Here is a 25991-nt window from a genome sequence, read left to right as displayed (position 1 = left end):
TGAGAGTCTCCAGAGGGTGTGCGAGGTGACGTCGGGTGGATCTGGCAGGGTGGTACGGGCCGTCCGCCCCGACTGCCTTTCGGGGCGGGCGGCCGTCTGTGGGGAGCGGGGCCCGGCCGGCCCGCGCTCCGGTGGCTCAGCTCCGGCCCGGGGGCAGCCGTCTGCGCAGCCACTCGGGCAGGGTGACCGCGGGGACGGTCACCGCACGGCCGCCGGGCAGCGGGACGCGCAGCGGGAGGCGGAGCCTGCCGCCGCCGGCGAACGGCGCGCCGATGCCGGCGACGGCGCCGAGCGCGGCTCCCACCGGTACGGCGTACCGCAGGGAGTTGGCCGGGTCGTCGGGCGTGGTGCCCAGCGCGGTGGTCTCGACGGCCTTGCCGCCGTCGTAGGACGCCGCGGCGCTCGGCTTGGTGCTCGCGCCGGGGCTCGGTGTGGCACCGCCGCCGTCGCCGCCCGTGGCACCGTCCGTGGAACCGCCGGTGCCGGTGTCGTCCGTGCCGCCGCCGGAGCCGCCGGACACCGCGGAGTCGCCGCCGCCCGTGGTGCCGCCGCTCGAACCGCCGGTGGAGCCGGAACCGGAGGGTGTCGGGGAGGGACCCTTGTAGTCGACGAGGGCGTCGGCGGCCGTGGTCGCCCTGGTGCGCAGGGCGGCGGAGAGCGGGGCGTAGCCGGCCGGGAGCAGGCCCGGGTCGGCGCCGCTGGTCTGTCCGTCGCCGGCGGCGTACCGCAACAGGGCCGCGTAGTCCTTGCGGGCGGCCGCGTCGATCCCGGCCGGCCGGACGGCCGCGTAGACGAGCTGGGCGAGCGGGTAGGCGCCCGCCGCGTCGGCCGTGGCCGGGGTGATCTCGGGGGCTCCGGAGCCGGTGACGCCGGTGGCCGCCGCGGTCAGGGACGAGGCGGAGGGGCCGACGAACGTGCCGGCGGTGTTGCGCAGCCGGGCGGTCTGGAGGCCGTAGCGCGCGGCGGAGGCCGCGTCGGTGACGGTGATCACGAACCGGGAGCCGACCGTCTGGGGGCCGGGGCTCTTGAAGGCCGGCGGGTTGGCGAGCGCGTCCCAGCTCGACTTCCAGAGGGTGTCGGCGCGCCGGGTGTGCAGGGCGCCGGAGTGCATGTCCTCGACGTAGGGGTGGAAGTCGGTCATGCACTGCTTGACGGTGGCGTCGGTGCCCGGCGGGATCGTGCACCAGGGGTCGCTCTTGGGGTAGTCGTCGGATTTCGCGGGGTCGAAGGCGATGCCGGTCGGGTTACGGGACGCGGTGGTGCTGTAGTACGGGTTGACCTTGGCGCCCCAGTCGTCGGTGTCTCCGGCGAGGAAGCCGCGGGCGTCCTTGTCGGCGAGGATCCACTGCCACAGGGCGCGGGCGGAGTCGCTGTGCCCGAGCGAGGTGATCAGGTCGGTGTCGGTGGACGGGGTCTCGGAGACGGACAGGTCCGCGAACTCGGGGTTCAGGGAGATGAACTCGGGGTCGCTCGCGAGGCCCGCGGGGTTGTTCTTCGCCCAGTCGTAGCCGGTGGCCGCCGCGTCGCCGAGGACGGCTCCCCAGGGCGAGTTGCGGTAGGACTCGGTGAGCAGTTTGGCGACCAGGCGCGGGGTGAGGTCGACGGACTCGACCTTGGTGCCCGCGAGTCTGCGGATGGAGTCCGGCGCGCCGGCCTTGGGTCTGCGTTCGACGGTGAAGCCGATGACGGTTCCGGAGAGCGCGACGGGCGCGTACACGGTCTGGTCGGAGGGTGCCGTGGTCCCCGCGTCGGCTCCGAGGGCGCGGGTGGTGAAGGCGAGTCCGGAGGAGCCGTCGGCGGTGAGGCGGGCACGGGTGTCCGGCTCGCCGAGCTCGGTGTAGCCGTAGACCGTGCCGGTCGGGCACAGGGCCGCCTGCCAGCTCGTCATGGCGTCGGCGGCGAGCTCGCTGCCGGTGGTGGCGCGCTCGTCGGCGCCGAGGGCGCAGTTGGTGCCGACGGAGTTGAAGCCGAGCGGGATCGCCACGCGGTTCTTCCAGTTGGTGGAGGAGACCGGGGAGCCGGCGTTGACCTGGCTGTGGTCGGCGTAGGGACGGCCGTCCAGGTCGAGGTTGCCCTGCGGGACGATGACCAGCCAGCAGGAGCGGGGCCTGGTGCCCCCGTTGACGGTGACCGGCACACCGCAGCCCAGGTGCGGGGCCTCGTTGGCGGTCTGGACCTCGAAGTACTCCTTGCCGGTGCCGTCGGCGCCGGTGCGGGCGAAGTCGACCTCGTTGGTGGTGTTCCGGTTGAAGAAGGCGTTGTTCTGGGTGCCGGAGGTGATCACCGTGCCGTCGACGGACTTGAAGGGCACCTCGCCCGGGGCGTTGGGGTTGGCGGCCCCGTACCGGTCGTCCTGGCCGTAGTTGGCGGGGTCTGCGCTGTAGAAGACCTTGCGGGTGTCGTCGTAGTCGTTGCCGGGCCAGCTCCCGCGGTCGGTGGTCGGCGAGGCACCGTACTGGCACTGGGTGCGCGAGGGGCCGGGGTTGGACGGCACCGTGCCGTCGTCGTCGCCCCAGCACTGCATGATCTGCACGAAGTCGGTGTTGAACAGCGTGCCGGCGAACGTGGTCGGGGTGCCGCCGGACCAGGAGACCGTGATCGCCTGACTGGTCAGGTGGGTCGTCTGGTCGACGGTGAACCTCATGTCCTTGAACTCGCCGCGGCCGGAGACCGTGACGGCCGAGGAGCCGGTGGCGGTGCCCGCCGCGGAGGCGGGGGCGGCGGCCTGGGCCACCCCGAGTCCGGCGAGGGCGCCGGCGGCCGCGCCCGCGACGACGCGCAGGAGCAGCCGGCGCATGCGGGGCATCGCGTTCCCGCGCGTCCGCGGGCCCAGGGCCGCTCGCGTGTCACCGGGTCCGGCGCTGCCGGCTCCCGTGGTGCGCGAGCCGGTGGAACGGGAGCCGGTGGTGCGCGCTTCGGTCGTGCGTGTTCCCGTCGTACGGGAGCCGGTGATGCGGGGTCTCATCGCTTCCGCCCCTCTCCGGAGTCCTTGCCCGCGCCGCGCCCGGCGATCGCCCGGGACACCACGGAGGGCAGCAGGACGAGGCCGAGGACCAGGAAGGCGGCGATCAGCATCAGCGTCTGGGTGCTGGACCAGCCCGGGCTGCCGGACACGGAGACCGGCTGGGCGAGCGCGATGGTGTCGGCCGCCGCGCCGGTCCCGCCGCTGCCGCCGCTGCCGCTGCCGCCCGAGGAACCGTTCCCCGAGCCGCCGCCCGAGCCGGGCGAGAGGGTCTGGCCGGTGTCCGGGTCGACGACCGGTTCGGAGCTGCCGCCGGTTCCGCCTCCCGTGGCGGTGCCGCCGCCGCCCGAACTCCCGCCGGTGCCGCCCCCGCCGGTGCTTCCTCCGGTGGAGCCGCCCGAGGTGGAGCCACCGCTCGTACCGCCGGTGGAGCCCGAACCGCCCGAGCCGCCGCCCGACTTGGCGCCACCGCTGCCGGTGGTGCAGGGCGCGGCGCCCTTCTTGTCGCAGGCGGCGGGGTAGGGGGCGGTGTCGGCGAGCTTGTTGTGCCCGTCGCTGGAGAAGGTCGGGTTGTTGCAGCCCTTGATGTTGATGCTCTGGGCCTGCACGCCCGGGATGCGGCGGATCTGGTCGAAGCCCGCCTTGACCAGGTTGATCGGCAGCGGCGAGTAGCCGAGCGAGGGCGCCTGCTGCTGGCCCTGGCACATGAAGTAGTACGAGAACGCGCCGAGCGTCTTGCCCTTGGCCTTGGTGAAGGTGCCCTGCACCTTCAGGGGCAGGATCATGTACGAGTAGCTCGACAGCGGGTAGTTGCGCCGGTCGGAGTCGTTGTAGACGCCCTCGAGCTTCTGGGTCAGGTAGTCCGCGGAGTTCCGGTCGGTGTTGATCTTCGCCTTGAGCAGCGAGACCGCGACGTTCTGCGGGGTCGGCTCGGTGTAGTAGCCGGCGTGGTTGAGGACCTTGGCGACCGGATAGTGCGCGTTCAGGGCGTACGAGTAGTTGACGTACCCGATCGCGCCCTCGCCGTAATTCTGGGCGACGTAGCCCGCGACGCCGAGGTCGCCGGACTGGGCGATCATCCCGGAGACGGTCGGGTAGTACGAGGTCTGCCCGCAGGCTCCGGAGCGGCCGACCTTGCGGCAGTAGGCCTGCCACAGCGACGTGTGCTGGTTGGCCATCCACATCGTGAACTGGGCGGTGGAGCCCGAGCCGTCGGAGCGTACGACGGGGACGATGGTGCGGTGCGGGAGCTGGATCCCCGGGTTGTCGGCCTTGATGACCGGGTCGTCCCAGGTCTTGACGGCACCGGTGAAGATCTTGGTGACCACGTCGCCGGACAGGCGCAGGTTGGTGACCCGCTTGCCGTTGACGGTCAGGTGGTACATGAAGACGGTGCCGCCGGCCACGATCGGCATGTAGGCGTACGACCCGGACGCGGGACGCTCGGCGGCCGAGCCGTCGGTCGGGTGCGTCTGGAACGGGATGTCCGAGACGGCGAAGTCGACGGTGCCGCTGAGGAACTGACGGCGGCCGTCGGAGGATCCGGTGCCGGCGTAGCTGATCCGCATGCCGTACTGGTTGACGGCGCGCCGCCATTCGTCGACGGCGTTCTCGGCCCAGGTGGAGCCTGCGCCGGATATGGGCGTGTAGCTCTCCGCCGCGGCGGGGGCCGCCAGCGGACCGGCCAGCAGCGCGGCGATCACGCCGAGCAGCGCGCCGAGCGTCCCGAGCGCCCGAAGGCGCCCGAGGGCGGTGTGGAGGTGGCTGCGCATCAGTCGGTCTCTCCGGTGGCGGGTGCGGACGGGTTGTCTCCCGCGGGGTGCGGTTCCCCGGGGGTCTCGAACAGGGACAGGCCGGGCGCGTGCAGGTCCTCGAAGCGCCGTACGTCCTGGCGCGAGGCGCGGGCGGTACGGCGGGCCTGACGCTTGGTCTGGTGGCCGGGGCCGCGTCCGCCGATGACCCGGGCGATCACGAACAGCACCAGGACGAGGGCCATCAGGACGGCGGCGGCGCCGAAGCCGCGGGCGATGTAGGCGGGCTCGGGCGACTTGACGAAGTTGAAGACCGCGAGCGGCAGCGAGACCATCGGCCCGCTCGTCGCGTTGGCGTTGAGCGCGGTGGTGAAGCCGGCGGTGAGCAGGACGGGCGAGGTCTCGCCGATCCCCCGTGCGGTGCCGAGGATGACGGCGGTGGCGAGGCCGGAGCGGGCGGTGGGCAGCACGACGTGCCACACCGTGCGCCAGCGCGGCGCGCCGAGCGCCTCGGCGGCCTCGGTGAGGTTGCCGGGCACCAGGCGCAGCACCACGTCGGAGGCCCGGATCACGATCGGCAGCATCATCACGCTGATCGCGAAGCCGGCCGCGAGTCCCGACTTCTGCATGCCGAGGCCGAGGATCCAGGTGGCGTACACCATCAGACCGGCGACGATCGAGGGCAGCGCGGTCATCGCCTCGACGATCGTGCGGACGAACCGGGAGAACCGGCCCGGGATCTGGTTCAGATAGACGGCGCAGGCGAGGCCCAGCGGCACGGTGATCGCCAGCGCGATGGTGATCATGGTGAGGGTGCCGAGCATCGCGTGGGCGATACCGCCGTGGGTGAGCGGGTCGAGGGGGCCCGACGCCTGCATGTCCTGGGTGAAGAAGTTGGCGTGCGGCAGGGCCTCCCGGCCGCGCCAGGCGGTGAAGCCGACGACCATGAACAGGCCGGAGAACAGCAGCGTGGCCGCCGTCCACAGCACGACCGTCATGACCCGGTCGCGTACGGCCTGGCCGTCCTCGTCGAGCCCGGTGAGCACCGCGTAGATCGCCAGGAAGGCGAGATAGGCGGTGACGGTGAAGCCCAGCGCGCCCGAGAACGGGGCGAGTTGGCCGAACAGCAGGACGGTGACACAGAGTCCGGAGGCGGCGGCGCCGCACAGGGACAGCACTCCGGTGCGGGTGACCCCGCCGATGCGGCGCGGCTTGAGGGGCCCCGGCGCGTGCTCCACCGCGGTGTAAGTGTCCGTGTCCGTGGGAGCCGCGGCCCGCACGGCGGTCGGGGCGGATTCTTCGATGACGGTCATCTCATGCCTCGCTCTGCGCGCCGGAGCGGCTGCGGGCCACCACGGTGGAGGCGGTGAAGTTGACCGCCAGGGTGAGCAGGAACAGCGCCAGGCCCGCCGCCATCAGCGCGGACATACCGAAGTCGGAGGCGTCGCCGTAGTGCAGGGCGATCAGCGAGGACACCGAGTTGGAGCCGGTCTGCAGGATGTGCGGCTGGATGACGAAGACCGGCGAGATGATCAGGTAGACCGCGATGGTCTCGCCGAGCGCCCGGCCGAGTCCGAGCATGGTGCCGCCGATCATGCCGCCCTTGCCGTAGGGCAGGACGACCGAGCGGATCATGCCCCAGCGGGTCGCGCCGAGCGCGTAGGCGCCCTCGCGTTCGCCGGCCGGGGCCTGCGAGAAGACCTCGCGCATCACCGAGCACTGGATCGGGGCGACCATCAGGGCGACGACGATCCCGGCGACGAAGGTGGACGCGGTGAACACGCTCTCGGTGGCGAGCGGTTCGCCCGGCTGGGTGCCGTCCACCGTGAACAGGGGGATCCAGCCCAGCCATTCGGACAGCCAGCGCGACAGGCCGATGACGTGCTGCTGGAGGAAGAACAGCCCCCACAGTCCGTAGACCACCGAGGGGACGGCCGCCATCAGGTCGACCATGGTCACCAGGGTGCGGCGCAGTGTGCGCGGGGCGACGTCGGAGATGAACAGCGCGGTCCCGACGGCCAGCGGTACCGAGATCACCACCGCGACGAGCGCGATGAGGACGGTGCCGGTGAGGACGGCCGCGATGCCGAAGTTGTGGACGTCCGGCTGCCACGCGGCGGTGGTGAGGAAGGCGAAGCCCCTGGCGCGCAGCGCCTGACCGGCCCTCAGCAGGAGGAAGAGTCCGACCCCCGCCATGACGGCGAGGACGGCGATGCCGGTGGCGGTGAGCTGGACGCGGAAGACGCGGTCACCGAGCCCGCGGGCCGCGTTGAGCCGGCGGGGAGCGAGTGCACGGCTCCCCGTCCCGGACCCCGGTCCGGCCGGCACCGGTCTGCCTGACGTCGATCCCTCGGACGTCGATCCCTCCGACGCGGATCTTCCGGACTCGGACCCTCCGGGCTCTGCTCTTCCGGACTCCGGTCTGTCGGACTCCTCTTGCGCGGACGCCACGTGCTGCCCCCCACTCCGAAACGGAATCCCCGCGCGACCGACGACCGGTACCGCGCGCAGCGATTCAATGGCCGGATCGTGTCGCCCCCACGCGCGCGTTGTGGAGAACTGGTGAACAGCACACGTCCGTTCAGTGCGTTCGTCGTGGAGGATGAGCGGAGGGCGGTCCTGATGATCCGCGTAGATCGCGGTATGGACCAACGACGGACCAACGACGGAGCCCGGCGCGGCGCGCCGGGCTCTGAACGTCTGACGTACGGGTGGCTTGAACTAGAGGGTGGAGACCGCCGGGAGACGGTGGACGTCGCGGGCGGTCCCGGTGACCCCGGACAGGAAGCCCTGGGCCCGCGGCGAGGCGTTCTCCGTCAGCCAGGCCGGGTCGATGTCGCAGACCGCGACCCGCACCTCGGTGCCGGCCAGGGCGAGCGGCAGCGTGTGGACGACCGTCGACGGGAAGCTCAGGATCGTGCGGCCTATGGGGCCGCGCCGGGCGATCAGTTCGAGCGGCAGGTCGGGACGGACGATCTCCAGGCCCGTCTGGGCGGCCAGCCGGTGCAGTTTGTCCGCGCTCTCGCGGCGGTGCGCGAAGTAGCGGGTCGCGCCGTGGGCCTTGGCGAGCGAGCGGACCGCGTCCAGGTAGCGGTCCGGGTCGACCACGCCCGTCTCGACGAGCGAGGTGCCGACCATGTCCGCGCTCCTGGTGATGCGCGGCGGACCGAACCGGGCCCGGGTCCAGGAGAAGTCGTTGGCGGTGATCGTGACACCGTCCGGCGCCGATTCGATCGGCATCGAGGAGAAGACCTCGACCGTACGGTGCTCGTTGGGCGTCAGCCGGCGGCGGGCCGAGGCGGACACGGGGGCGAAGAGCACGTCCCGCGGGCCGGGGCGGCCGCCGCGCCGGTGCCAGCGCACCAGGCGTTCACCGCGGGCGAGCTGGGCGACGAACTCCATCGTCGCCGTGCCGTCGTCGACCACCACCAGGTCGCGCGCCTTGGTGATGGTCAGCAGAAGCTGCACATAGCGGGAGAACGGGTCCCCCATGACGATCCGCCGGGCCCGGCGCAACAGCGGCGCCAGTCCCCCGATGGTGTGGAAGGGTGCCGTGGTGCCGCCGCGCGCCTCCTCCCAGCGGACCGTGTGTCCCTCGTCGCGGGCCAGTTCCGCCATCCGGCGGAGCTGGCCGCGCGTCATCGGGTCGTTGGGGGACAGGACGACGAGGGTGAGCCCCGCGCCGGGCGCCGCACCGTTGTGGGCATGCGCGTGCGCCCACTCCAGCACGTTCAGGAGCTGTACCGGACTCTCGACGAAGGCGAGAGTGGGGGAGCCGGCGGAACCGGCGCGGGGGCTCATCGACGTACGACCGTCCCGTCGTAAGGGATTCAGGGCGTTCAGACCGAGACGGGCTCGCCCGCGGCCGCGGCGATCTCGGCCTCGGCGACGACACCCGTGACGCGGCGCAGCTTCTTCATCGGGCCGAGCTCGGAGTCGTAGACCTTCTTGACGCCGTCACCGAGGGAGGCCTCGATGGTGCGGATGTCGCGGACGAGGCGGGTCAGGCCCTGCGGCTCGACGGAGGCGGCCTGGTCGGAGCCCCACATCGCGCGGTCGAGGGTGATGTGACGCTCGACGAAGGTGGCGCCGAGGGCGACCGCGGCGAGCGTGGTCTGCAGGCCCGTCTCGTGGCCGGAGTAGCCGATCGGGACGTTCGGGTACTCGGCCTGGAGGGTGTTGATGACGCGGAGGTTGAGCTCCTCGGCCTGCGCCGGGTAGGTCGACGTGGCGTGGCACATCAGGATGTTGTCGCTGCCGAGGACCTCGACCGCGTGACGGATCTGCTTCGGCGTCGACATGCCGGTGGAGAGGATGACCGTGCGGCCGGTGCCGCGCAGGGCGCGGAGCAGCTCGTCGTCGGTCAGCGAGGCGGAGGCGACCTTGTGGGCCGGGACGTCGAACTTCTCCAGGAAGGCGACGGCCTCGGTGTCCCACGGGGAGGCGAACCAGTCGATGTTCTTGCTCTTGGCGTACTCGTCGATCTGGCGGTACTCGTCCTCACCGAACTCCACGCGGTGGCGGTAGTCGATGTAGGTCATGCGGCCCCAGGGGGTGTCGCGCTCGATGTCCCACTGGTCGCGCGGGGTGCAGATCTCCGGGGTGCGCTTCTGGAACTTGACGGCGTCGCAGCCGGCCTCGGCGGCCGCGTCGATGAGCTTGAAGGCGTTCTCCAGCTCACCGTTGTGGTTGATGCCGATCTCACCCACGACGTAGACGGGGTGGCCGGGACCGGCGGTCTTCGAACCGAACTGACGCAGACGGGAGTTGGTGCTCATGGTGGAGAAGTTCCTTACTTGTCGAGGGAGTCGAGAGAAGGGCCGAGGATCCAGCTGGCGATCTCTCGGATCGCGCCGTCGCCACCGGGGACGGTGGTGACCGCGCGTGCGGCGCCGCGCACGACGTCGTGGGCGCTCGCGACCGCCACGGGCCAGCCCACGAGGGCGAAGCACGGGAGGTCGTTGACGTCGTTGCCGACGTAGAGCACGCGCTCGGGCGCGATGCCCTGCTCCTCGCACCACTGCTTCAGTGCGAGGTCTTTCCGGTCGATGCCGTGGAGGACCGGGATCTTGAGCTTCCGGGCCCGGGCGGCGACGACCGGGTTCTGTTCCGTGGACAGGATCAGCATCGTCAGCCCGCTCTTGCGGAGGGCGGCGATACCGAGGCCGTCCCCGCGGTGCACGGAGACGAACTCCCGTCCGTCGGAGTCGATCAGCACCCTGTCGTCGGTCTGGGTGCCGTCGAAGTCGAGGACGACCGCGTCGATGTCGTCGGCGGTCGGAAGGGTGCCGGGCCGGTTCGCGTCGAAGAGCGGCGCGAGGGCCCGGGCACGGGCGAGGTCGTGCGGGTCGTCGATCTCCAGCACGCGGGCCGGGTCGGTGCGCACGAGTTCGGTGCGTCCGAAGAAGCGGTGCTTCGCCTCGCGGAAGCCGGTGGCCTCCATCGCGTAGACGGCTCCGGTCTCCAGGAGGTCCTGGGGGCGGTCCTGGCGGCGCGGGCGGAAGGACTTGTCGTGGTTGACGCCGTAGCCGCCGCTGGTGGCGGTGTCGGCGACCAGGACGCCGGCGCGGCCGTCGACCGCGGCGTGCCCGGTCCCGGCGGCCACCGCGGCGGCGGGCTCGTCGTCGCCGTCGCGCCACACGAAGCCGTGGAAGGGGGCCACGGTCAGCGCCGTGTCCGCGCCGTTCGTGACGATCGCGTCCACGACGCCGTCCACGTCCTCGCGGATGATGAACGGGCTCGTGCACTGCACGAGCAGGACCACGTCGACCGGGGAGCCGTGCAGCGCCTCGTGGGTGTCCATGGCGTGCAGGACGGCGGCCTCGGAGGTGGCGGTGTCCCCGGCGATGGCGGCGGGGCGCAGCACGACCTCGGCGCCGGCCTGGCGGGCGGCGGCCGCGATGGCCTGGTCGTCGGTGGAGACGACGACGTCCGTCACGAGGCGGGCGGCGCGGCACTCGCGCACCGCGCGGGCCACCAGCGGCACACCGCCCACGGGCAGGAGGTTCTTGGCGGGCACGCCCTTGGAGCCGCCGCGCGCGGGGATCACCGCGAGTACGCGGCGCACCGGCGCGGCCTTGACCGCTTCCGAGTTGGTCATGCGCTGTTCTCCTTGACGAGGGAGGTGAGGGAGGCGTGGGGGGCGAGGGGCGGCGGGCCGCCCGCTGTCGGGGTGCTCACAGTTCGCCCATCCGCCGGATCACCGGTGCCACGCGCTGGACGCCGTGGCGGTAGGCACCGCGGGCGGCCCGGCGCACGAACTGCCGCACGGGGCTGGGGTCCCGGTCCGCCGCCGGGGCGCCGGGCAGCGGGCTGCCGTCCGGGCCGAGGTGGTGGCGGGCGAGGATGCCGGGCAGATAGCCGGGCGCGGTGACGGGGGTGTAGTAGGGAGCGAGCGGCGGCAGTTCGTCCGCCGCGAGCAGTTCGGTGAGGCGCTGCCGTGCCGCGTCGAAGGCCGTCTCGTACGATCCGTCGGCGGCGACGCCCTGCCGGGCCACCCACTCCGGGTCGGGCACCGGCCGGTGCCCGGCGTCGAGCTGGTCCCAGGAGGCGAGGCAGCCGGATCCCACGAAGTGGTGGTTGCCGAGCGCCTCGCGCACCCCGAGGTCGCTGAGGACGACGGTGGGGATGCGCCGGTGCAGGGATTCCAGGGCGGCGGTGGAGCTGATGGTGACGAGCAGGTCGGTGCGGTCGAGGACCTCACCCATGTGCCCGTACACCAGGCGGAAGTTGGCCGGCGGGTCGGCCTTCTGCACGAGTTTCTGGTACGGCAGTTCCTCGATGTGCGTGGTGTGTTCGCCCGGCCTGGAGCGCAGCTTGAGCAGGACCTCGCGGTCCGGGTGGAGCCGCGCGTGGCCGATGAGCCGGTCCAGCAGGTACGTACGGTCCTTGCGGCTCTCCGGTACGGAGGGCTGGGCGGCGAAGACGACCGTGCAGGGCCTGCGCTCCTGCTCCGCGGACGGGTCGTGCTCCGTGTACGCGGCCCCGCCGAGGAAGGGCAGCGCGACCTCGGTCACCGATCCGGCGTCCGCGCCGACTCCTTCGTACACGGCCCGGAAGCGGTCCGCGTCCTGGCGGGAGTTGGCGAGGACGAGATCCGCGCCGTGCCGCAGGAGCAGACCGTCGGCGAGCTTCTCGTAGACGACGCCGACGTAGCCGGTGACGACCAGGGGCCGCTTCGCGCGTCCTTCCCAGGCGCGGGACAGGCCGTGCAGGACCGCCTGGACGGCACCACCGACCAGGGCGAGGACGACGACGTCGTAGACGTCCTCCTTGCCCAGCTCGCGCAGGAACTCGAGGGCGGTGACCTCGCGGAGGGAGTCCGCGCGGACGCCTACCTCTTCGAGCTGGCGGGCGGTCGGGGTGGCACGGCCGCGCAGGAGGAATCCGTCGAGGCGGATGTCCGATGCTGCCGGGGAGATGCGGTTCGCGGTGAGCGATCCCCATTTCCACCGGGTGTCGGAATCCGCGAGGACGGCCACCCGCAGCGACTTCGAGGTACTTGCTGGCACGTCCTAGACGCTAGGAAGCCATTTCGAGGAGCGGCCCAACCTGAATACAACAAACGGTTAACAGCGCGTCGACGAATGGGGGATCAGCCCAGGATGAGCTGAGAAAGCGACGTGGTTCACGGTACCGCCACGCGTCGTTCACCTTGCATCTCACCAACGGTAAAGACGAATGCCGGGCCGCCCCCTAACGTCACACGGGTGGTCAAGCTCTCCGTCATCGTGCCGTTCTACAACGTGCAGCAATATGCGCCCGACACCCTGAAGAGCCTGCGTGCCAACGCACGACAGGATTTCGAATTCATTCTCGTCGACGACTGCTCGCGCGACGAGACACCGGACATCCTCGCGCGCGCGGAGCGCGAGCTCCCGGGTGCGGTGTATGTCAGACACGAGAAGAACGGAGGACTGGCCACCGCCCGCAACACCGGGATCGACACAGCGCGTGGCGAGTACCTCACGTTCCTCGACGGGGACGACTGGCTCGCCCCCGGATACTACGAACAACTCGTGTCCTCCATCGAGGATCTGGGCTGCGACTTCGTCCGTACGGACCATGTCCAGTGCACCGCGCGGTCCCGCTCCGTCCACCGTGTCCCGCACGGCAGACGCGGGGTCGTCCTGAATCCCCGTGACGCCATCCTCCCCTCCGACCGGTCCACCTCCGTCGACTACGCCTACGCCTGGGCGGGCATCTACCACCGCCGGCTGGTCGACCGGGGGCTGCTCCACTTCACCGACGGGCTGCGCACGGCCGAGGACCGGCCGTGGATCTGGAAGCTCCACCGGGAGGCCGAATCCTTCGCCACGGTGGGGCTGCTCGGCGTGTTCTACCGGCGTGGCGTCGCCTCCTCCCTCACCCAGATCGGGGACGTGCGCCAACTCGATTTCATTCGCGCGTTCGACCAGGTCGTGGCGGAAACCGCCGAGGACCGGGACGCGGAGAAACTCCTGCCCAAAGCCGTGCGCACGTATTGCGCGATTATTTCCCATCACCTGGGATCCATCGAAAGGTTCGAGCCGGCGGTGGCACGGAAACTGAAGTCCATGAGTGCCGTGGCACTGCGCCGAATGCCGCAGGGCGTGCTCGACGAGGCGCTCGACTCGATGGACGTCCAGCGCGCCACCCGGCTGCGCCGGCTGCGCCGACGGCCCGCGCCCGCCGCGGGGGTGGCCGCGTGACCACCCAGATCTTCATGGCGTCCACGCTGTACGGCACGGCCACGATCGCCGCGGCCCTCGACACCGACAGCTTCGGGCCCGCCGACCGGCGCATCCTGCTCGTCTCCAACAACGCGGCGACGCCGGAGACGACACCCGCCGTGGACGCGATGCCCGGCTTCGAGCGGCTGCGCGGCCGCTTCGACGACGTCATCTCGTGGAACGAGACCATCTCCCCGTTCCACCCGGGCGGCTGGGCTCCGCGCCCGGACGACGTCCCCCTGTGGGAGCGGCATCTGCGGCTCGCCTGGAACCTCGGCGACGACGACGTCGAGCTGGCCGTGGAGTCGATCCAGGTCAACCCGGCGCTCGGCGTCGCCCAGATCTTCATGGGCGCGCCCGTCACGGTGTACGCCGACGGCCTGATGAGCTACGGCCCGACCCGAAACAAGATCGACCCACTCGTCGGCACCCGCGTGACCCGGCTGCTCCATCTGGACCTGGTCCCCGGCCTGAAGCCGCTCCTGCTCACCGAGTTCGACGTCGAACCGCAGATCGTGTCCACGGACGCGTTCGTGAAGGTGCTCGCGGAACTCGTCGACACCGGCGACGAACTGCCGTCGGTCGACGAGCCGGCGCTGCTGCTCGGCCAGTACCTCTCGGCACTGGAGATCCTCACCGCCGAGGAGGAGGAACAGCTCCACGTACGGATGCTGAAGGGGGCCCTCGCGCTCGGTCACACCCGGGTCGTGTTCAAGCCGCACCCCTCCGCCCCGGCGCGCTGGTCGCGGATGCTGGAGAAGGAGGCCGAGAGGCTGGGCGCGGACCTCACGGTCCTCGACACCCCGGTGCTCGCCGAGGTGCTCTACCAGCGGATGCGGCCCGCGCTGGTCGTCGGCTGCTTCTCCACGGCGCTGCTCACGGCCTCGGCGCTGTACGGCCTGCCGGTCGCCCGCGTCGGGACCGGCTCGCTCCTCGACCGGCTCACCCCGTACGAGAACAGCAACCGCGTCCCGGTGACCATCGTCGACGCGCTGCTGCCCGATCTGGCGGACGGGGCCGCGGTCACCGAGCGGCGCCCCGGCATGGACGTGGCGGACCTGACGCGGCTCCTGAGGGCCATCGGTTTCGCGATGCAGCCGAAGATCTACCCGGACCTGCGTCCGGCGGCCGAGAGCTATCTGACGCACCAGCTCACCGAGGACACCTGGCGCTACTTCAAGCGCAAGCGCCTGACCTCGCTGGCGCTGCCCGGGGCGGTCCCGGCCCAGCTCGCCTTCATCCCGCGCAGCGCGACCGTGCGCAGGGTCGCCCGCAGGGCGCGCTCGCTGAAGCGGGCGGTGGGCCGCTGAGGGGCGCTCACCGCGCGGGACACCAGGAAGCGGGGCCAGGTCGACCACGACCGGGCCCCGCTCCCTTGCCCGCGCCCGCGCCCCCGCCTCGGCGCAAGCCCCTGATCCCCGGAACCGGCGCTCCCACCGCCCCCGGCGCGGCGTGCCGGCCCCACAACTTCCCTCGCCCCCTCCGCCCCTACCCGACCCGTACCCAGGGGCTCCGCCCCCGGACCCCCGCTCCTCAAACGCCGGAGGGGCTGAAACTGACCCCGCTCCTGAAAAGCGGGCCGGACGGGCTGGACGGGCTGAACCGGCTGGAGATCCCACCCGCAGCCGGGATTCGGCGTGAGGGGCCGTGCCGGTACATCGATGCCCGTCGCCACCAACGTTCACCACTCGTCCGACAGCGACGGGCTGATGCACCGGCACGGCCCCGCCCCACCCACCGCCGGGAGAGTCATCAACGCGACGGCAACCCACAGATGAACTCCCGTGGGCAAGACGGAAAACCGGCCTCGCCAGGTCGTAAGTATCCCCGACTATCGGACTAACGTGCTGTGGGCCAGCTGAGTCCCATTGAGGGGAACCTTGTGATCGACACGCCCGAGGAGGCCCGCGGGACGTCGACCGGCACCGTGGTCCGTACCGTCCTGCCACCCGCCGAGACGCCCGCCGCACCCAAGCCCGCGGCACCCCGGGAGAACCGGCTGCGCGCCCTCGACGGGCTGCGGCTCGTCGCGGCCCTGATGGTGGCGGGTTACCACTACGGCGGCCGGGACGGCGAGGTCGTCCAGGCCTGGGGCAGTTCGCCGAAGCACCAGTTCCCCACCCTGCACCATCTGTTCGCCTACGGCTGCCTGGGTGTGCAGGTCTTCTTCGTGATCAGCGGCTTCGTCATCTGCATGAGCGGCTGGGGCCGGCCGCTGCGCTCCTTCTTCGCCTCCCGCGCCTCCCGGCTGCTGCCCGCGTACTGGGCCGCGATCATCATCGTGACGGCCGTGTTCGCCCTGCCCGTCGTCGCGTACAAGACGGTCTCCCCGAGCGACGCGCTGGTCAACCTCACGATGCTCCAGCAGCCGCTGGGCGTCGACCGGGTGCTCGGCGTGTGCTGGACCCTGTGGGCGGAGGTCCGCTTCTACGCCCTCTTCGCGCTGTGCATCGTGCTGCCGGGGGCGAACCGGCAGCGCGTGATCCTGTTCTGCGCCGGCTGGACCCTGGCCGCGGCCATCGCGCAGGGCGTGAACGAGCCGCTGCTCAACATGGTCCTGATGCCGGAGTACGCGCCCTACTTCATCGGCGGCGTCGGCCTGTACCTCGTCCACCGCGACCGGCGTGACGCGTACGCCTGGGGCATCGTCGGCGTGAGCTGGCTGATCGGCCAGCACTACGCGGTCCAGCGCCTGTGGCACGCCCCGAACCCGGAGTTCTTCTCCAACCGTTCGTCCGTCGCCATCATGCTCGTCGTCACCTTCGGCTACGTCGCCGTCGCCGCGATCGCGCTGGGCTGGCTGCGCTGGGCGAACTGGCGCTGGCTGACGGTCGCGGGCGCGCTGACGTACCCGTTCTACCTGGTTCACGAGCACCTGGGCTGGGTCGCCATCAAGGCCTACCACCAGACCCTGCACATCCCGTCGTACGGCACGTTCCTCGCCACGGTCGCCACGATGCTGCTGCTCGCCTGGCTGCTGAACCGGTACGTGGAGGAATGGCTGACGCCACGGCTGCGGGCCGCACTGAACAAGAGGCACACCCCGAGCCGCCAGGGTTAGACAGTGCCTGCGCCGCCCTCCACGGCGCGGCGCAGGCACCCGCGTCTCCTGGATACCCCCTCCGGTTCCGGCGACAGACGCCTGGACGCTCCATGCTCACGGGCGAGGACCCGCGGTGAGCACACTTCTCGGCCGAAGGCCGTTTTCTCTCGCCTGCCCTTCCCCAACCCGGCGGACTGTGAGCGGACGCTGTTTTCTCGCATGTGATGACCCCGAATTTCATCGATGCCCGTATTGCGCGCCGGACCGGGCCGAAAAAGTGACGTGGAACTGAACTCTTCCACCTTTTCCCGCACGGAGGGATTTACTCCGCTTGTCGCGGATAGCCGAAAACCGCGCTTGCGGGATACACCGACACCTCCATAGCGTGTGATCAGGAACAAATCAGCATTGCCGGACAGAGGGAGAGTTCGTGAAGTCTCGTTTCCGTCTATCGACCGCTGCCGCCGCCGTGTCACTGGCAGCCGCGGGCGTGGTAGGGGTGTCCACGACACCCGCAGCCGCGGCGTCCCCCACCTGTTTCTACGCCGGGACCCTCAACGCGTACGGCGCGACCTACATCGCCTGGCAGTACGGGCCGCCCGAGTGCTTCGGCGTGGCACCCTCGGGAACCATTTGGCACACATGGTCGGGCGCGGGTAGCTGGAAAGAGATGCCGGGCAACGGCAGGGCCTCGCACTTCGTCGACTACTTCGAAGGCCCCGCCGGCAAGGCCGTCAAGGTCGTGACCGAGTCCGGAAACTACTACTGCAACTATGACGACTACGCGACCAATACGTGGGGCGGCTGGTACGGGACGTCCACCGACCACTGCTGAACCGTGTTCTCCCGTTTCCGGGTGGCCATCAGAGCCACCCGGAAACGGGAGGAGATTCGGCCGGACAAGGTACGGCACCCCCACCAGGACTGCCGAGAATTCAAGAGTCCGGCCCCCACCGATCCCGGACGGCTGCATTCCGTCCATCTGAATTCACCTATGACACCCGGCTACGATCCGGGTTCAATGCCTCGTTCCACCGCCGACGTCCGCGGCAGCGCGAATCGCCACCGCCAGGACTCTTCGGTCAACCGACCCCGTACCGCGCCTCGACACCCGCGACCACCAGCGCCAGGCCTTCCTCGAAGTGCCGTTCGTAGTCGTCGAAGATCTCCGCGCCCGCCGCTGCCGACAGGGGGAAGTCGGCCATGCGGCGGGCACGTTCGTCCGTGTCGTACCCTTCGCGGCGCTCGCCCGGCAGCGGCTGGACGCCCTGCTCCTCGGTGACGAAGCCGATCGTGAACAGGTACGCGGTGGAGGTCGCACGGACCGCCTGCGTGAGGGTGAATCCCGCCTCGGTGAAGAGCGTCAGGGTCCGCTCCATCTCGACGGCGTGCAGGGTGCCGGTGAAGCGTGAACCACTGAAGACCTTGGCGCCGTCGCGATAGCTCAGCAGGGCGGCGCGCAGCCCCCGGTTGGCGGCGATCAGCCGCTCCCGCCAGCCGTCGCCGCCCGCCGCCCCGGGGGTGTCGACCATCCGGCGGTACATCTCCGTGGCCATCTCGTCGAGCAGTTCCTGCTTGTTCTTGAAGTGCCAGTAGAGCGCGGGCGCCTGGACGTTCAGTTCCTTGGCGATGGCCCGGAGGGTCAGGCCGTCGAGGCCCGTCTCGTTGAGCAGCCTCAGGGCGGTCTCGACGACCTGCTTCTTGTCCAGCTTGGGGGATCGCTGGGGTCTCTGGGTAACCACGCTTGACAGTTTAACGCTGTTAAGTGCATGCTCGCGACATGGAACTTAACAGCGTTAAGGAGAAGGTTGTGGACAAGGTCTCGGACATGGACGTGGACGTGCTCGTCGTCGGCGCGGGCCCGACCGGTCTCGCGCTCGCCGCCGATCTCGCGCGGCGAGGAGTGGACGCCCTGGTGGTGGAGCGTGCCGACAGGCTGTTCCCCGGCTCGCGTGGCAAGGGAATCCAGCCGCGCACGATGGAGGTCTTCGACGACCTCGGTGTGCTGGACGCGATCCGCGCGGCGGGCGGCGACTACCCGGTCGGGATGATCTGGCAGGACGGCCGGCGGGTCGGCGAGCACCAGATGTTCGAGCCGGCCGAGCCGACCGACGACTCCCCGTACAACGCACCATGGATGGTGCCGCAGTGGCGTACGCAGGAGATCCTCCTCGCGCGGCTTCAGGACCTCGGGGGCCGGGTCGCCTTCGGCCGTGAGGTCGTCACGGCCGCCCAGGACGAGAACGGCGTGACCGTGGGGTTCGCCTCCGGCGCGCCGGTCCGCGCGCGATACGTCGTCGCCGCCGACGGTGGCCGCTCAGCCGTACGGCGCGCGCTCGGGATCGCCATGGTCGGAGAGACCGTCGACCCGCACCCGATGCTCGTCGCGGACGTACGGATCACCGGGCTGGACCGCGACAACTGGCATGTCTTCCCGCCGAGGGAGGACGCCGGCGGCTTCCTGGCGATCTGTCCGCTCGCCGGTACGGAGGACTTCCAGGTCGTGGCGCAGTTCCCGGAGGGCACGGACGCCGACCTGTCCCTCGACGGCATCCGCGAGACCGTCGCCTCGCGGTCCCACCTCGCGCCCGAAGCCGTGACCGAGGTGCGCTGGGCCTCGGACTTCCGGCCGCGCACGGCGCTGGCGGAGCGTTTCCGCACCGGGCGGGTACTCCTCGCCGGAGACGCGGCACACATCCACTCCCCGGCCGGCGGCCAGGGGCTCAACACCAGCGTCCAGGACGCCTACAACCTGGGCTGGAAGCTCGGCGCGGTCCTCGACGGCGAGGCTCCCGTGTCCCTCCTCGACACCTACGAGGAGGAACGCCTCCCCATCGCCGCCGACATGCTCGGCCTGTCCACGAAGATCCACCGCGGCGAGGCCCGCCGCGGCAAGGAGACCCGTCAGCTCGGCCTCGGCTACCGCGGCTCCTCCCTCGCGGTGGAGACCCGCACGGACCTGCCGGACGAGGCGCTGCGCGCGGGCGACCGTGCCCCCGACGGAACCGTGGACGGGGTACACCTCTTCGACGCGTTCCGGGGAGCGCACTGGACGCTGCTCACCGTCGGCACGGTCACGGAACCGGCGGAGCTCCCCGGCGTCCGCACCGCGCGGATCGGGTCGTACGAGCCCTACGGGACCGGGGTCTTCCTCGTCCGCCCCGACGGCTACGTGGGCTGGGCGGGTGCCGGAACCCAGGGCCTGCGGGAGTACGCGGCCCTGGTGGGGCTCGGCGCCCGCTGAGCGCTACGCGCTGGCGAGGGTGAGCTTTACCGCGAAGCCGAGGAAGAGGGCGCCCGCAGCGGTCGTGGCCCCCGCGGACAGGCGCTTGCGCCGGCGGAAGGCCGCCGCGAGGCGTGTACCGCTGAAGATCAGCGCGGTCAGATACAGCACGCTCGCGAGCTGGGCGAAGGCCCCGAGCACGACGAACGACAGGGCCGGGTAGGCGTATCCGGGGTCGACGAACTGCACGAAGAACGCGACGAAGAACAGGATCGCCTTCGGGTTGAACAGGCTGATCACCAGCGCCCGCCGGAACGGCCGCTCCCCGGCCGCCTCCTCGGGCTCCGCGCTCTCGGCGACCGCCTCCCGGCGGGCCCGCCACATCGCCCGCGCGGCGCGCAGCATCCCGATGGCCAGCCAGGTCAGATATCCGGCGCCGGCGTACTTCACGATGCTGAACAGGACGGCGTTCGCCTGGAGCAGCGAGGCCACGCCTGCCGCCGACAGGGTCATCAGCACGGTGTCCCCGCACCACACGCCCGCGGCGGCGGTGTACCCCGTACGGACGCCCCGGCGGGCGGCGACGGACAGCACGTACAGCGAGTTCGGTCCCGGCAGCAGGACGATGAGGACGAGGCCCGCGAGATAGGTGGGGAGATCGATGACACCAAGCATGAAAGGGAGTGTCGCACGGGCCTACGACATCGCGTCCAGGGGTCTCATCACGGGTCAGTCACCGTCGAGGAGGGTGTCCACCGGGAGGTCGAGGGCGACCCCGACGACGGCCGGGACCGGGAAGCTCTGGCCCCGCCCGTAGCGCTCGGGGGCCGGGTACTTGCCGTTGACCGGGTCCCGGTACAGCAGGACCTCGTCGTGCTTGCGGTCGACCACGACGTAGACGGGGACGCCGGCCTCGGCGTAGCACTCGACCTTCGGTCCGAGGTCGTCGGACCAGTTCGACGAGGTCACCTCGACCACGAGACGGAAGACGTTCGGGGCGTAGCAGTTCTTCTGGACGAGGGCGTCGCGGAAGTCCTCGTCGACGATCGAGAAGTCGGGGATCGCGAAGTCGGCGGGCAGGGTGGGCAGCCAGAGGCCTACGCCCTGGACGTACCTGAGCCCGGCGTCCCGGGCACCCGCCCGATCGAACGCCACGACCAACCATGACAACGACAGCGCATGCGAGCCGTCCGGCGGTGGTGTCACAGTCAGCCTCCCCTGGAGAATCTCCACGCGGTGCCCAGGCAGTGCACGGGAGAGCAGGTCGGCGGCTTCGCCCAACGTCAGCTCGTGTTGCAGTACGGCCACGGCATCCTCCTTTTCAGGGGTCACTCTCCCTGAGCGTAGCCGGGGGCGTGCGGCTTCCACCCTCGTTCACCCGTACGAAGGAATCATGCAGGTCAGAAGGCGTCCGAGGGCACGTAGGTCCCCCAGATCTCGCGCAGCGCGTTGCAGACTTCGCCGACCGTCGCGCGGGCGCGCAGGGCCTCCTTCATCGGGTGGAGGACGTTGTCGGTGCCCTCGGCGGCCTTCTTCAGGGCGACGAGGGCGGCGTCGACGGCACCCTGGTCGCGCTCGGCGCGGAGCCGGGCGAGGCGTTCGGCCTGCTGGGCCTCGATGGCGGGGTCGACGCGCAACGGCTCGTACGGCTCCTCCGCGTCGATCCGGAAGCGGTTGACGCCGACCACCACGCGCTCGCCGGAGTCGGTCTCCTGGGCGACCCGGTAGGCGGAGCGTTCGATCTCGCCCTTCTGGAAGCCCTGTTCGATGGCCCCGACGGCGCCGCCGAGGTCCTCGACCCGCGTCATGAGGGCGACGGCCGCGGCCTCGACCTCGTCGGTCATCGTCTCGACGACGTACGAGCCGGCGAAGGGGTCGACCGTCGCCGTCACGTCCGTCTCGTAGGCGAGGACCTGCTGGGTGCGCAGGGCGAGCCGCGCGGATTTGTCGGTGGGCAGCGCGATGGCCTCGTCGAAGGAGTTGGTGTGCAGCGACTGGGTGCCGCCGAGGACCGCGGCGAGGCCCTGGACCGCGACCCGGACGAGGTTCACCTCGGGCTGCTGCGCGGTGAGCTGGACGCCCGCGGTCTGGGTGTGGAAGCGCAGCATCAGTGACTTGGGGTTCCTCGCGCCGAACTCGTCCCGCATCACCCGGGCCCAGATGCGCCTGGCCGCACGGAACTTGGCGACCTCCTCCAGGATCGTCGTCCGGGCGACGAAGAAGAAGGAGAGGCGGGGGGCGAAGTCGTCGACGTCCATGCCGGCGGCGACGGCGGTGCGGACGTACTCGATGCCGTCGGCGAGCGTGAACGCGATCTCCTGCGCGGGTGAGGCGCCCGCCTCGGCCATGTGGTAGCCGGAGATCGAGATCGTGTTCCACTTCGGGATCTCGGCCCCGCAGTACTTGAAGATGTCCGCGATCAGCCGCAGGGACGGCTTGGGCGGGAAGATGTACGTGCCGCGGGCGATGTACTCCTTGAGGACGTCGTTCTGGACGGTGCCGGTCAACCGGTCGGCGGACACGCCCTGTTCCTCGCCGACGAGCTGGTACATCAGCAGCAGCAGCGCGGCGGGCGCGTTGATCGTCATCGAGGTGGAGACCCGGTCGAGCGGGATCCCGTCGAACAGGACGCGCATGTCGTCGACCGAGTCGATGGCCACCCCGACCTTGCCGACCTCGCCGTGCGCGAGCGGGGCGTCGGAGTCGTGGCCCATCTGGGTGGGCAGGTCGAAGGCGACCGACAGGCCCGTCGTGCCGTGCGCGATGAGCTGCCGGTAGCGGGCGTTGGACTCCACGGCCGTGCCGAACCCCGCGTACTGGCGCATGGTCCACGGGCGGCCCGTGTACATCGAGGGGTACACGCCGCGGGTGAAGGGGTACGCGCCCGGCGCGCCGAGTTTCTCGGCCGGGTCCCAGCCGTCCAGGGCCTCGGGGCCGTAGACCGGTTCGATGGGCAGTCCGGACTCGGATTCGCGCGTCATTGCTGTGCCTCCCGTGAAGCGGCCCGACGACAGGGACCCCGTTCCGCCGTGCGGCGGCTCGTTCCATGGTTCTCTTCCACCATGCCGCCCCGTTCGCAACCGGTCACCCGCGGGGAGCATCTCAGGTGACATGACGGCGGGACGGGGGCCTGATGTGCACGACAGGACGGGTGGAACAGGGGTCCGGATGCGTACGACCGGCTTGAAGAGATCACTGGCCGCGCTGGCGGTGCTCGCCGTGGTGAGCGGCTGCACGGCGCACGCCGTGGACGCGGACGGGAAGAAGGGGCCGGTACGGATCGACGGTTCGCTCGCCCCGGCCCCCGGTGCGACGAGCAAGGACGACGGCAAGCCCGCCTCCCCATCGAAGGGACAGGACGGCACGTCCGGCTCCGCGGGCGCGGGGAAGGACGACGAGCGGCCCACCGCCGAGGTCCTCTGGTCCCGGGGCGACCGGGGTGACGCCGTCCGCGGGGCGCAGGCCCGGCTGCATCAGGTCGCCTGGCTGATCACCCCGCCGACGGGGACGTACGACGCCCGGACGGTCGCGGCGGTGAAGGGGTTCCAGGGCAAGCGGGGACTTCCGCGCACCGGTGAGCTGGACACGGTGACCTGGCAGCGGCTGCGGAGGATGACGCACGAACCGGCCGCCTGGGAGCTGTACCCCTATGGCGGGCAGCCGGCCGCGAAGCCCGACCCGCGCTGCATGAAGGGCCGCGTGCTGTGCGTCAGCAAGAAGAGCCGCACCCTGCGCTGGATGATCGACGGCAGGACGGTCTCGGAGATGGACGTCCGGTTCGGCTCGCAGTACACGCCCACCCGCGAAGGGGTGTTCACCGTGTACGTCAAGTCGCGCCACCACGTGTCGACGATCTACCACACGCCGATGCCGTACGCGATGTTCTTCAGCGGCGGCCAAGCGGTGCACTATTCCTCGGACTTCGCGGCCCGCGGCTACTACGGCGCCTCGCACGGCTGCGTCAACGTCCGGGACGAGAGCAAGGTCGCGGCGCTGTTCGCGCAGGTCCGCACGGGCGACAAGGTCGTCGTCTCCTGGTGAGGGGCCTCCGCGCGAAGGGCGGGGCAAGGAGAGTGGGGCGCGGGCGGGACCGGGGGAACGTGTCCCACCCGCGCCAGTTGCACGAAGCCGTGGGTACGGGGGGAACCCCGGCTCCGTGCTACGGCCGATGACCAGTCGGCTCATCACGTACTGCGTCGCGGCGGCCGAAAACGTCACACCCAGCCAATAGAAATTTCAACGACTTACGAAAGTGCTGGTCAGAGCGGTCTCGCGGCGCTTCAGAGGAACGTGCCGACCGACCGGCTCGGCTTCGTCGTCGGGCCCGACGACGGGGACCACGTCGGCGCGACCGGCAGGAGCGGGGTCAGTCGCGGACGCAGTGCGGACGGGGCGCTGACACCGTTGTCCCGGTGGTCGTCGCCGCCCGGTCCTCTGTGGTGACCGTCGCCGTCGCCGTCACCGCCGCCCGAGTCCCCCTGGTCGCCCTGGTCGCCGTGGCCGCCCTGGTCCGTCCCCTGCCCGCCGGCGTCACCCGAACCGTCGCCGGCGCCCAGACCGCGGCCGAGGACGCCCGAGCAGTACAGCCGCACCCGGGCACCGCCGCCCGCCACGTGTTCCAGGGCGCGCCTGCGGTCCCCGTCGAGGTCCTTGCCGTCGAGGAGGTCACGGCAGTACGCACGCGTCCTGGCCCACCACTCGCGGGTCCGGTCGGCGGTCCCGCCGGTGTCGGGGCTCGGCGGACCACTCGGCCGGCCGGTGCCCGCGGACGTGGAGGTGTCGCCGGACGGTTCGCCCGACGGGCCGTCAGGCACCGGCACCATGGCGCCGTTCCCGCCGGAGACCCCGGGCAAGGGGGTGGGCGAGGCCGAGACGAGCGGACGGTCCGGGGTCCGGGCGGCCGTGGCCGTCGCGGCCGGGCCCGGGTGTTCGCGGGTGAACGGGGTCGGCAGGACTCCGGTTCCGGCCGCGACGGCGACGCCGCCGACCATCCCGACGGCCAGCACCGCGGCGAGCCCGAAGCGGGTGGGCCGTCCCCAGCGGGTCCGGCGTCCGTGCGCGGCGGGGCGGCCGATCCGTACGAGACCGGCGTCCGCGGCGTGCGCGCCGGAGCGCGCGCGACCGGGCCGGCCGGGCTGCGCGGCGACGCCCTCCCCGCTCTCGCGCGCCTTGCGGAACGCGGCCAACGCGGCTGCCTCGCCCGGGAGTTCGTCGCTGGTCGGCTCGGGTTCCGCGGTCAGTGCGCCGAGGGCCGCGGTGAGGCGGTCCACCTGGTCCCGCGTGCCGGGGTCGACGGCTTCCAGCGGCTCCCCGTTCAGCAGACGCTCCGCGGCGTCCCGGTCCAGCCACCTGTACTGCTCGTCGGCCATCACATGTCCTTCTGCGCCCGCGAACGCGTATGCGTCACACCGGCGGACGTCACCGCACGGGTACGGGAACGTCGTTGCGGGGGAACGGCGTCGAGCGCGCCGACGGATTCCGGATCGGTGCCGAGCAGTTCCGCGAGCCGTTTCAGACCCCGGTGCGCGGCGGTCCGGACGGCTCCGGGGCGCTTGCCGAGGGTCTCGGCGGCCGTCTTGGCGTCGAGGCCGACCACGACCCGCAGCACGACGGCCTCGGCCTGGTCCTGCGGGAGCTGGGCGATGAGCGAGAGGGTGCTGCCGGTGGACAGCGCCTCCATCGCCTCGGTCGCGGTGTCGGACTCGGCGGCCTTGCCGGTCAGCTCGGTCTCGTCGCCGCCTATCGCGGGACGGCGCCCGCGCATCCGTATGTGGTCCAGGGCGCGGTTGCGGGCGATCCTCGCCGCCCAGCCGCGGAAACGGTCCGCGTCGCCGCTGAAGCGTTCCAGGTCACGGGCGATCTGGAGCCAGGCCTCGGACGTGACGTCCTCGGCGTCCGGCTCGCCCACGAGTGTCCGGACGTATCCGAGGAGGCGTGGGTGCACGGCTCGGTACACCGTCCGGAACGCGGTCTCGTCCCCGTCCTGTGCGGCAAGTACCGCGGCGGTCAGCTCCGCGTCGTCCCCCAGCACCCCCGCGCCCCTCTTTGCGCCTCGACCGGCTCCGCTCTCGCGGACCGGGTTTCTCGCCGTCGTGCGTTCCTCGATGGACGGTTGTGGTCTCAGGTCCGCGTGGTCGTGGTCTGCCGCCCCACGCGGTTCCGGCCCCAGGCCCCACGTGGTCGCGGTCCCCGGGTCCGCGCAGTCGTGGTCCCGGGTTCCTCGTGGTTGCGGTCGTCCTCTTTCCGCACCGGCGCGAAAGGCACGTTACGGCCTGAAACAGCTCCCCGTCCATGTTCGTAC

At 71.4% G+C, this 25991-nt stretch carries 20 protein-coding genes; 6 read left to right on the top strand and 14 right to left on the bottom strand.

Going from position 1 to position 25991, the window contains the following annotated elements:
• Positions 1–136: 136 nt before the first annotated feature.
• The 8 genes from ACIQ7M_RS15115 to ACIQ7M_RS15080 form a co-directional block, all read right to left on the bottom strand.
• The gene (locus tag ACIQ7M_RS15115) at positions 137–2965 is read right to left on the bottom strand and encodes a hypothetical protein (RefSeq protein ID WP_403643880.1); all 2829 of its coding nucleotides are present in this window, start codon (positions 2963–2965) and stop codon (positions 137–139) included.
• Positions 2962–4734, bottom strand: coding sequence for a substrate-binding domain-containing protein (locus ACIQ7M_RS15110; RefSeq protein ID WP_403643877.1), 1773 nt, complete (start codon positions 4732–4734; stop codon positions 2962–2964). The genes ACIQ7M_RS15115 and ACIQ7M_RS15110 overlap by 4 nt, the downstream gene beginning before the upstream one ends.
• Positions 4734–6026, bottom strand: coding sequence for a phosphate ABC transporter permease PstA (gene pstA, locus ACIQ7M_RS15105; protein ID WP_403643874.1), 1293 nt, complete (start codon positions 6024–6026; stop codon positions 4734–4736). Before pstA ends, ACIQ7M_RS15110 begins: the two co-directional genes overlap by 1 nt.
• 1 nt (position 6027) lies before the next feature.
• The gene (gene pstC / locus ACIQ7M_RS15100) at positions 6028–7041 is read right to left on the bottom strand and encodes a phosphate ABC transporter permease subunit PstC (RefSeq protein WP_403643871.1); all 1014 of its coding nucleotides are present in this window, start codon (positions 7039–7041) and stop codon (positions 6028–6030) included.
• A 393-nt stretch (positions 7042–7434) separates the two neighbouring features.
• Positions 7435–8514, bottom strand: coding sequence for a hypothetical protein (locus tag ACIQ7M_RS15095; protein ID WP_403643868.1), 1080 nt, complete (start codon positions 8512–8514; stop codon positions 7435–7437).
• A 38-nt stretch (positions 8515–8552) separates the two neighbouring features.
• On the bottom strand, positions 8553–9491 hold the full coding sequence (locus tag ACIQ7M_RS15090; RefSeq protein ID WP_355759645.1) for an N-acetylneuraminate synthase family protein: 939 nt from the start codon (positions 9489–9491) through the stop codon (positions 8553–8555).
• Between the two features lie 14 nt (positions 9492–9505).
• A complete protein-coding gene (locus ACIQ7M_RS15085; RefSeq protein ID WP_355759647.1) occupies positions 9506–10813 on the bottom strand; it encodes an N-acylneuraminate cytidylyltransferase in 1308 nt (435 codons plus the stop codon).
• A 76-nt stretch (positions 10814–10889) separates the two neighbouring features.
• The gene (locus ACIQ7M_RS15080) at positions 10890–12224 is read right to left on the bottom strand and encodes a DUF6716 putative glycosyltransferase (RefSeq protein WP_386984277.1); all 1335 of its coding nucleotides are present in this window, start codon (positions 12222–12224) and stop codon (positions 10890–10892) included.
• 198 nt (positions 12225–12422) lie between these two features.
• On the opposite strand from ACIQ7M_RS15080, the gene ACIQ7M_RS15075 reads away from it, so the two are divergent.
• From ACIQ7M_RS15075 to ACIQ7M_RS15060, 4 genes are all read left to right on the top strand, one after another.
• Positions 12423–13403 (top strand): glycosyltransferase family 2 protein, encoded by a 981-nt coding sequence (locus ACIQ7M_RS15075; RefSeq protein WP_355759650.1) that lies wholly within the window; start codon positions 12423–12425, stop codon positions 13401–13403.
• A complete protein-coding gene (locus ACIQ7M_RS15070; RefSeq protein WP_403643862.1) occupies positions 13400–14734 on the top strand; it encodes an alpha-2,8-polysialyltransferase family protein in 1335 nt (444 codons plus the stop codon). Before ACIQ7M_RS15075 ends, ACIQ7M_RS15070 begins: the two co-directional genes overlap by 4 nt.
• 572 nt (positions 14735–15306) lie before the next feature.
• Positions 15307–16485 (top strand): acyltransferase family protein, encoded by a 1179-nt coding sequence (locus ACIQ7M_RS15065; RefSeq protein ID WP_403643859.1) that lies wholly within the window; start codon positions 15307–15309, stop codon positions 16483–16485.
• Between the two features lie 412 nt (positions 16486–16897).
• Positions 16898–17302, top strand: a complete 405-nt coding sequence (locus tag ACIQ7M_RS15060) for a hypothetical protein (protein WP_403643856.1) — start codon at positions 16898–16900, stop codon at positions 17300–17302.
• 247 nt (positions 17303–17549) lie between these two features.
• Here the strand turns inward: ACIQ7M_RS15060 and ACIQ7M_RS15055 are convergent, their stop codons facing one another.
• Positions 17550–18209 carry a TetR/AcrR family transcriptional regulator C-terminal domain-containing protein gene (locus tag ACIQ7M_RS15055; protein WP_403643853.1) on the bottom strand — a complete coding sequence of 220 codons (660 nt, stop codon included), beginning with the start codon at positions 18207–18209 and terminating at the stop codon, positions 17550–17552.
• Positions 18210–18295: 86 nt separating this feature from the next.
• Between ACIQ7M_RS15055 and ACIQ7M_RS15050 the strand changes: the two genes are divergently transcribed.
• On the top strand, positions 18296–19711 hold the full coding sequence (locus ACIQ7M_RS15050; protein WP_403644555.1) for an FAD-dependent oxidoreductase: 1416 nt from the start codon (positions 18296–18298) through the stop codon (positions 19709–19711).
• 3 nt (positions 19712–19714) lie between these two features.
• Here ACIQ7M_RS15050 and leuE read toward each other — a convergent pair whose 3' ends face one another.
• From leuE to ACIQ7M_RS15035, 3 genes are all read right to left on the bottom strand, one after another.
• The gene (gene leuE / locus ACIQ7M_RS15045) at positions 19715–20365 is read right to left on the bottom strand and encodes a leucine efflux protein LeuE (protein ID WP_386984271.1); all 651 of its coding nucleotides are present in this window, start codon (positions 20363–20365) and stop codon (positions 19715–19717) included.
• A 54-nt stretch (positions 20366–20419) separates the two neighbouring features.
• Entirely contained in the window at positions 20420–20998 is a 579-nt protein-coding gene (locus ACIQ7M_RS15040; RefSeq protein WP_403643849.1) for a Uma2 family endonuclease, read from the bottom strand.
• 92 nt (positions 20999–21090) lie between these two features.
• Entirely contained in the window at positions 21091–22671 is a 1581-nt protein-coding gene (locus ACIQ7M_RS15035) for a methylmalonyl-CoA mutase family protein (RefSeq protein WP_355759662.1), read from the bottom strand.
• 187 nt (positions 22672–22858) lie between these two features.
• Between ACIQ7M_RS15035 and ACIQ7M_RS15030 the strand changes: the two genes are divergently transcribed.
• Positions 22859–23731: a L,D-transpeptidase family protein gene (locus ACIQ7M_RS15030; protein ID WP_403643846.1), complete on the top strand. Its 873-nt coding sequence runs from the start codon at positions 22859–22861 to the stop codon at positions 23729–23731.
• A gap of 239 nt (positions 23732–23970) precedes the next feature.
• Here the strand turns inward: ACIQ7M_RS15030 and ACIQ7M_RS15025 are convergent, their stop codons facing one another.
• Entirely contained in the window at positions 23971–25059 is a 1089-nt protein-coding gene (locus ACIQ7M_RS15025; RefSeq protein ID WP_403643843.1) for a hypothetical protein, read from the bottom strand.
• Entirely contained in the window at positions 25059–25721 is a 663-nt protein-coding gene (locus tag ACIQ7M_RS15020; protein WP_355759667.1) for an RNA polymerase sigma factor, read from the bottom strand. The genes ACIQ7M_RS15025 and ACIQ7M_RS15020 overlap by 1 nt, the downstream gene beginning before the upstream one ends.
• Positions 25722–25991 lie beyond the last annotated feature (270 nt).

Source organism: Streptomyces sp. NPDC096324 (genome assembly GCF_044763015.1).
Lineage (GTDB): Bacteria > Actinomycetota > Actinomycetes > Streptomycetales > Streptomycetaceae > Streptomyces.
Note: the sequence above shows the minus strand (reverse complement) of the source record. Positions and strands in the feature narration are given on the sequence as shown.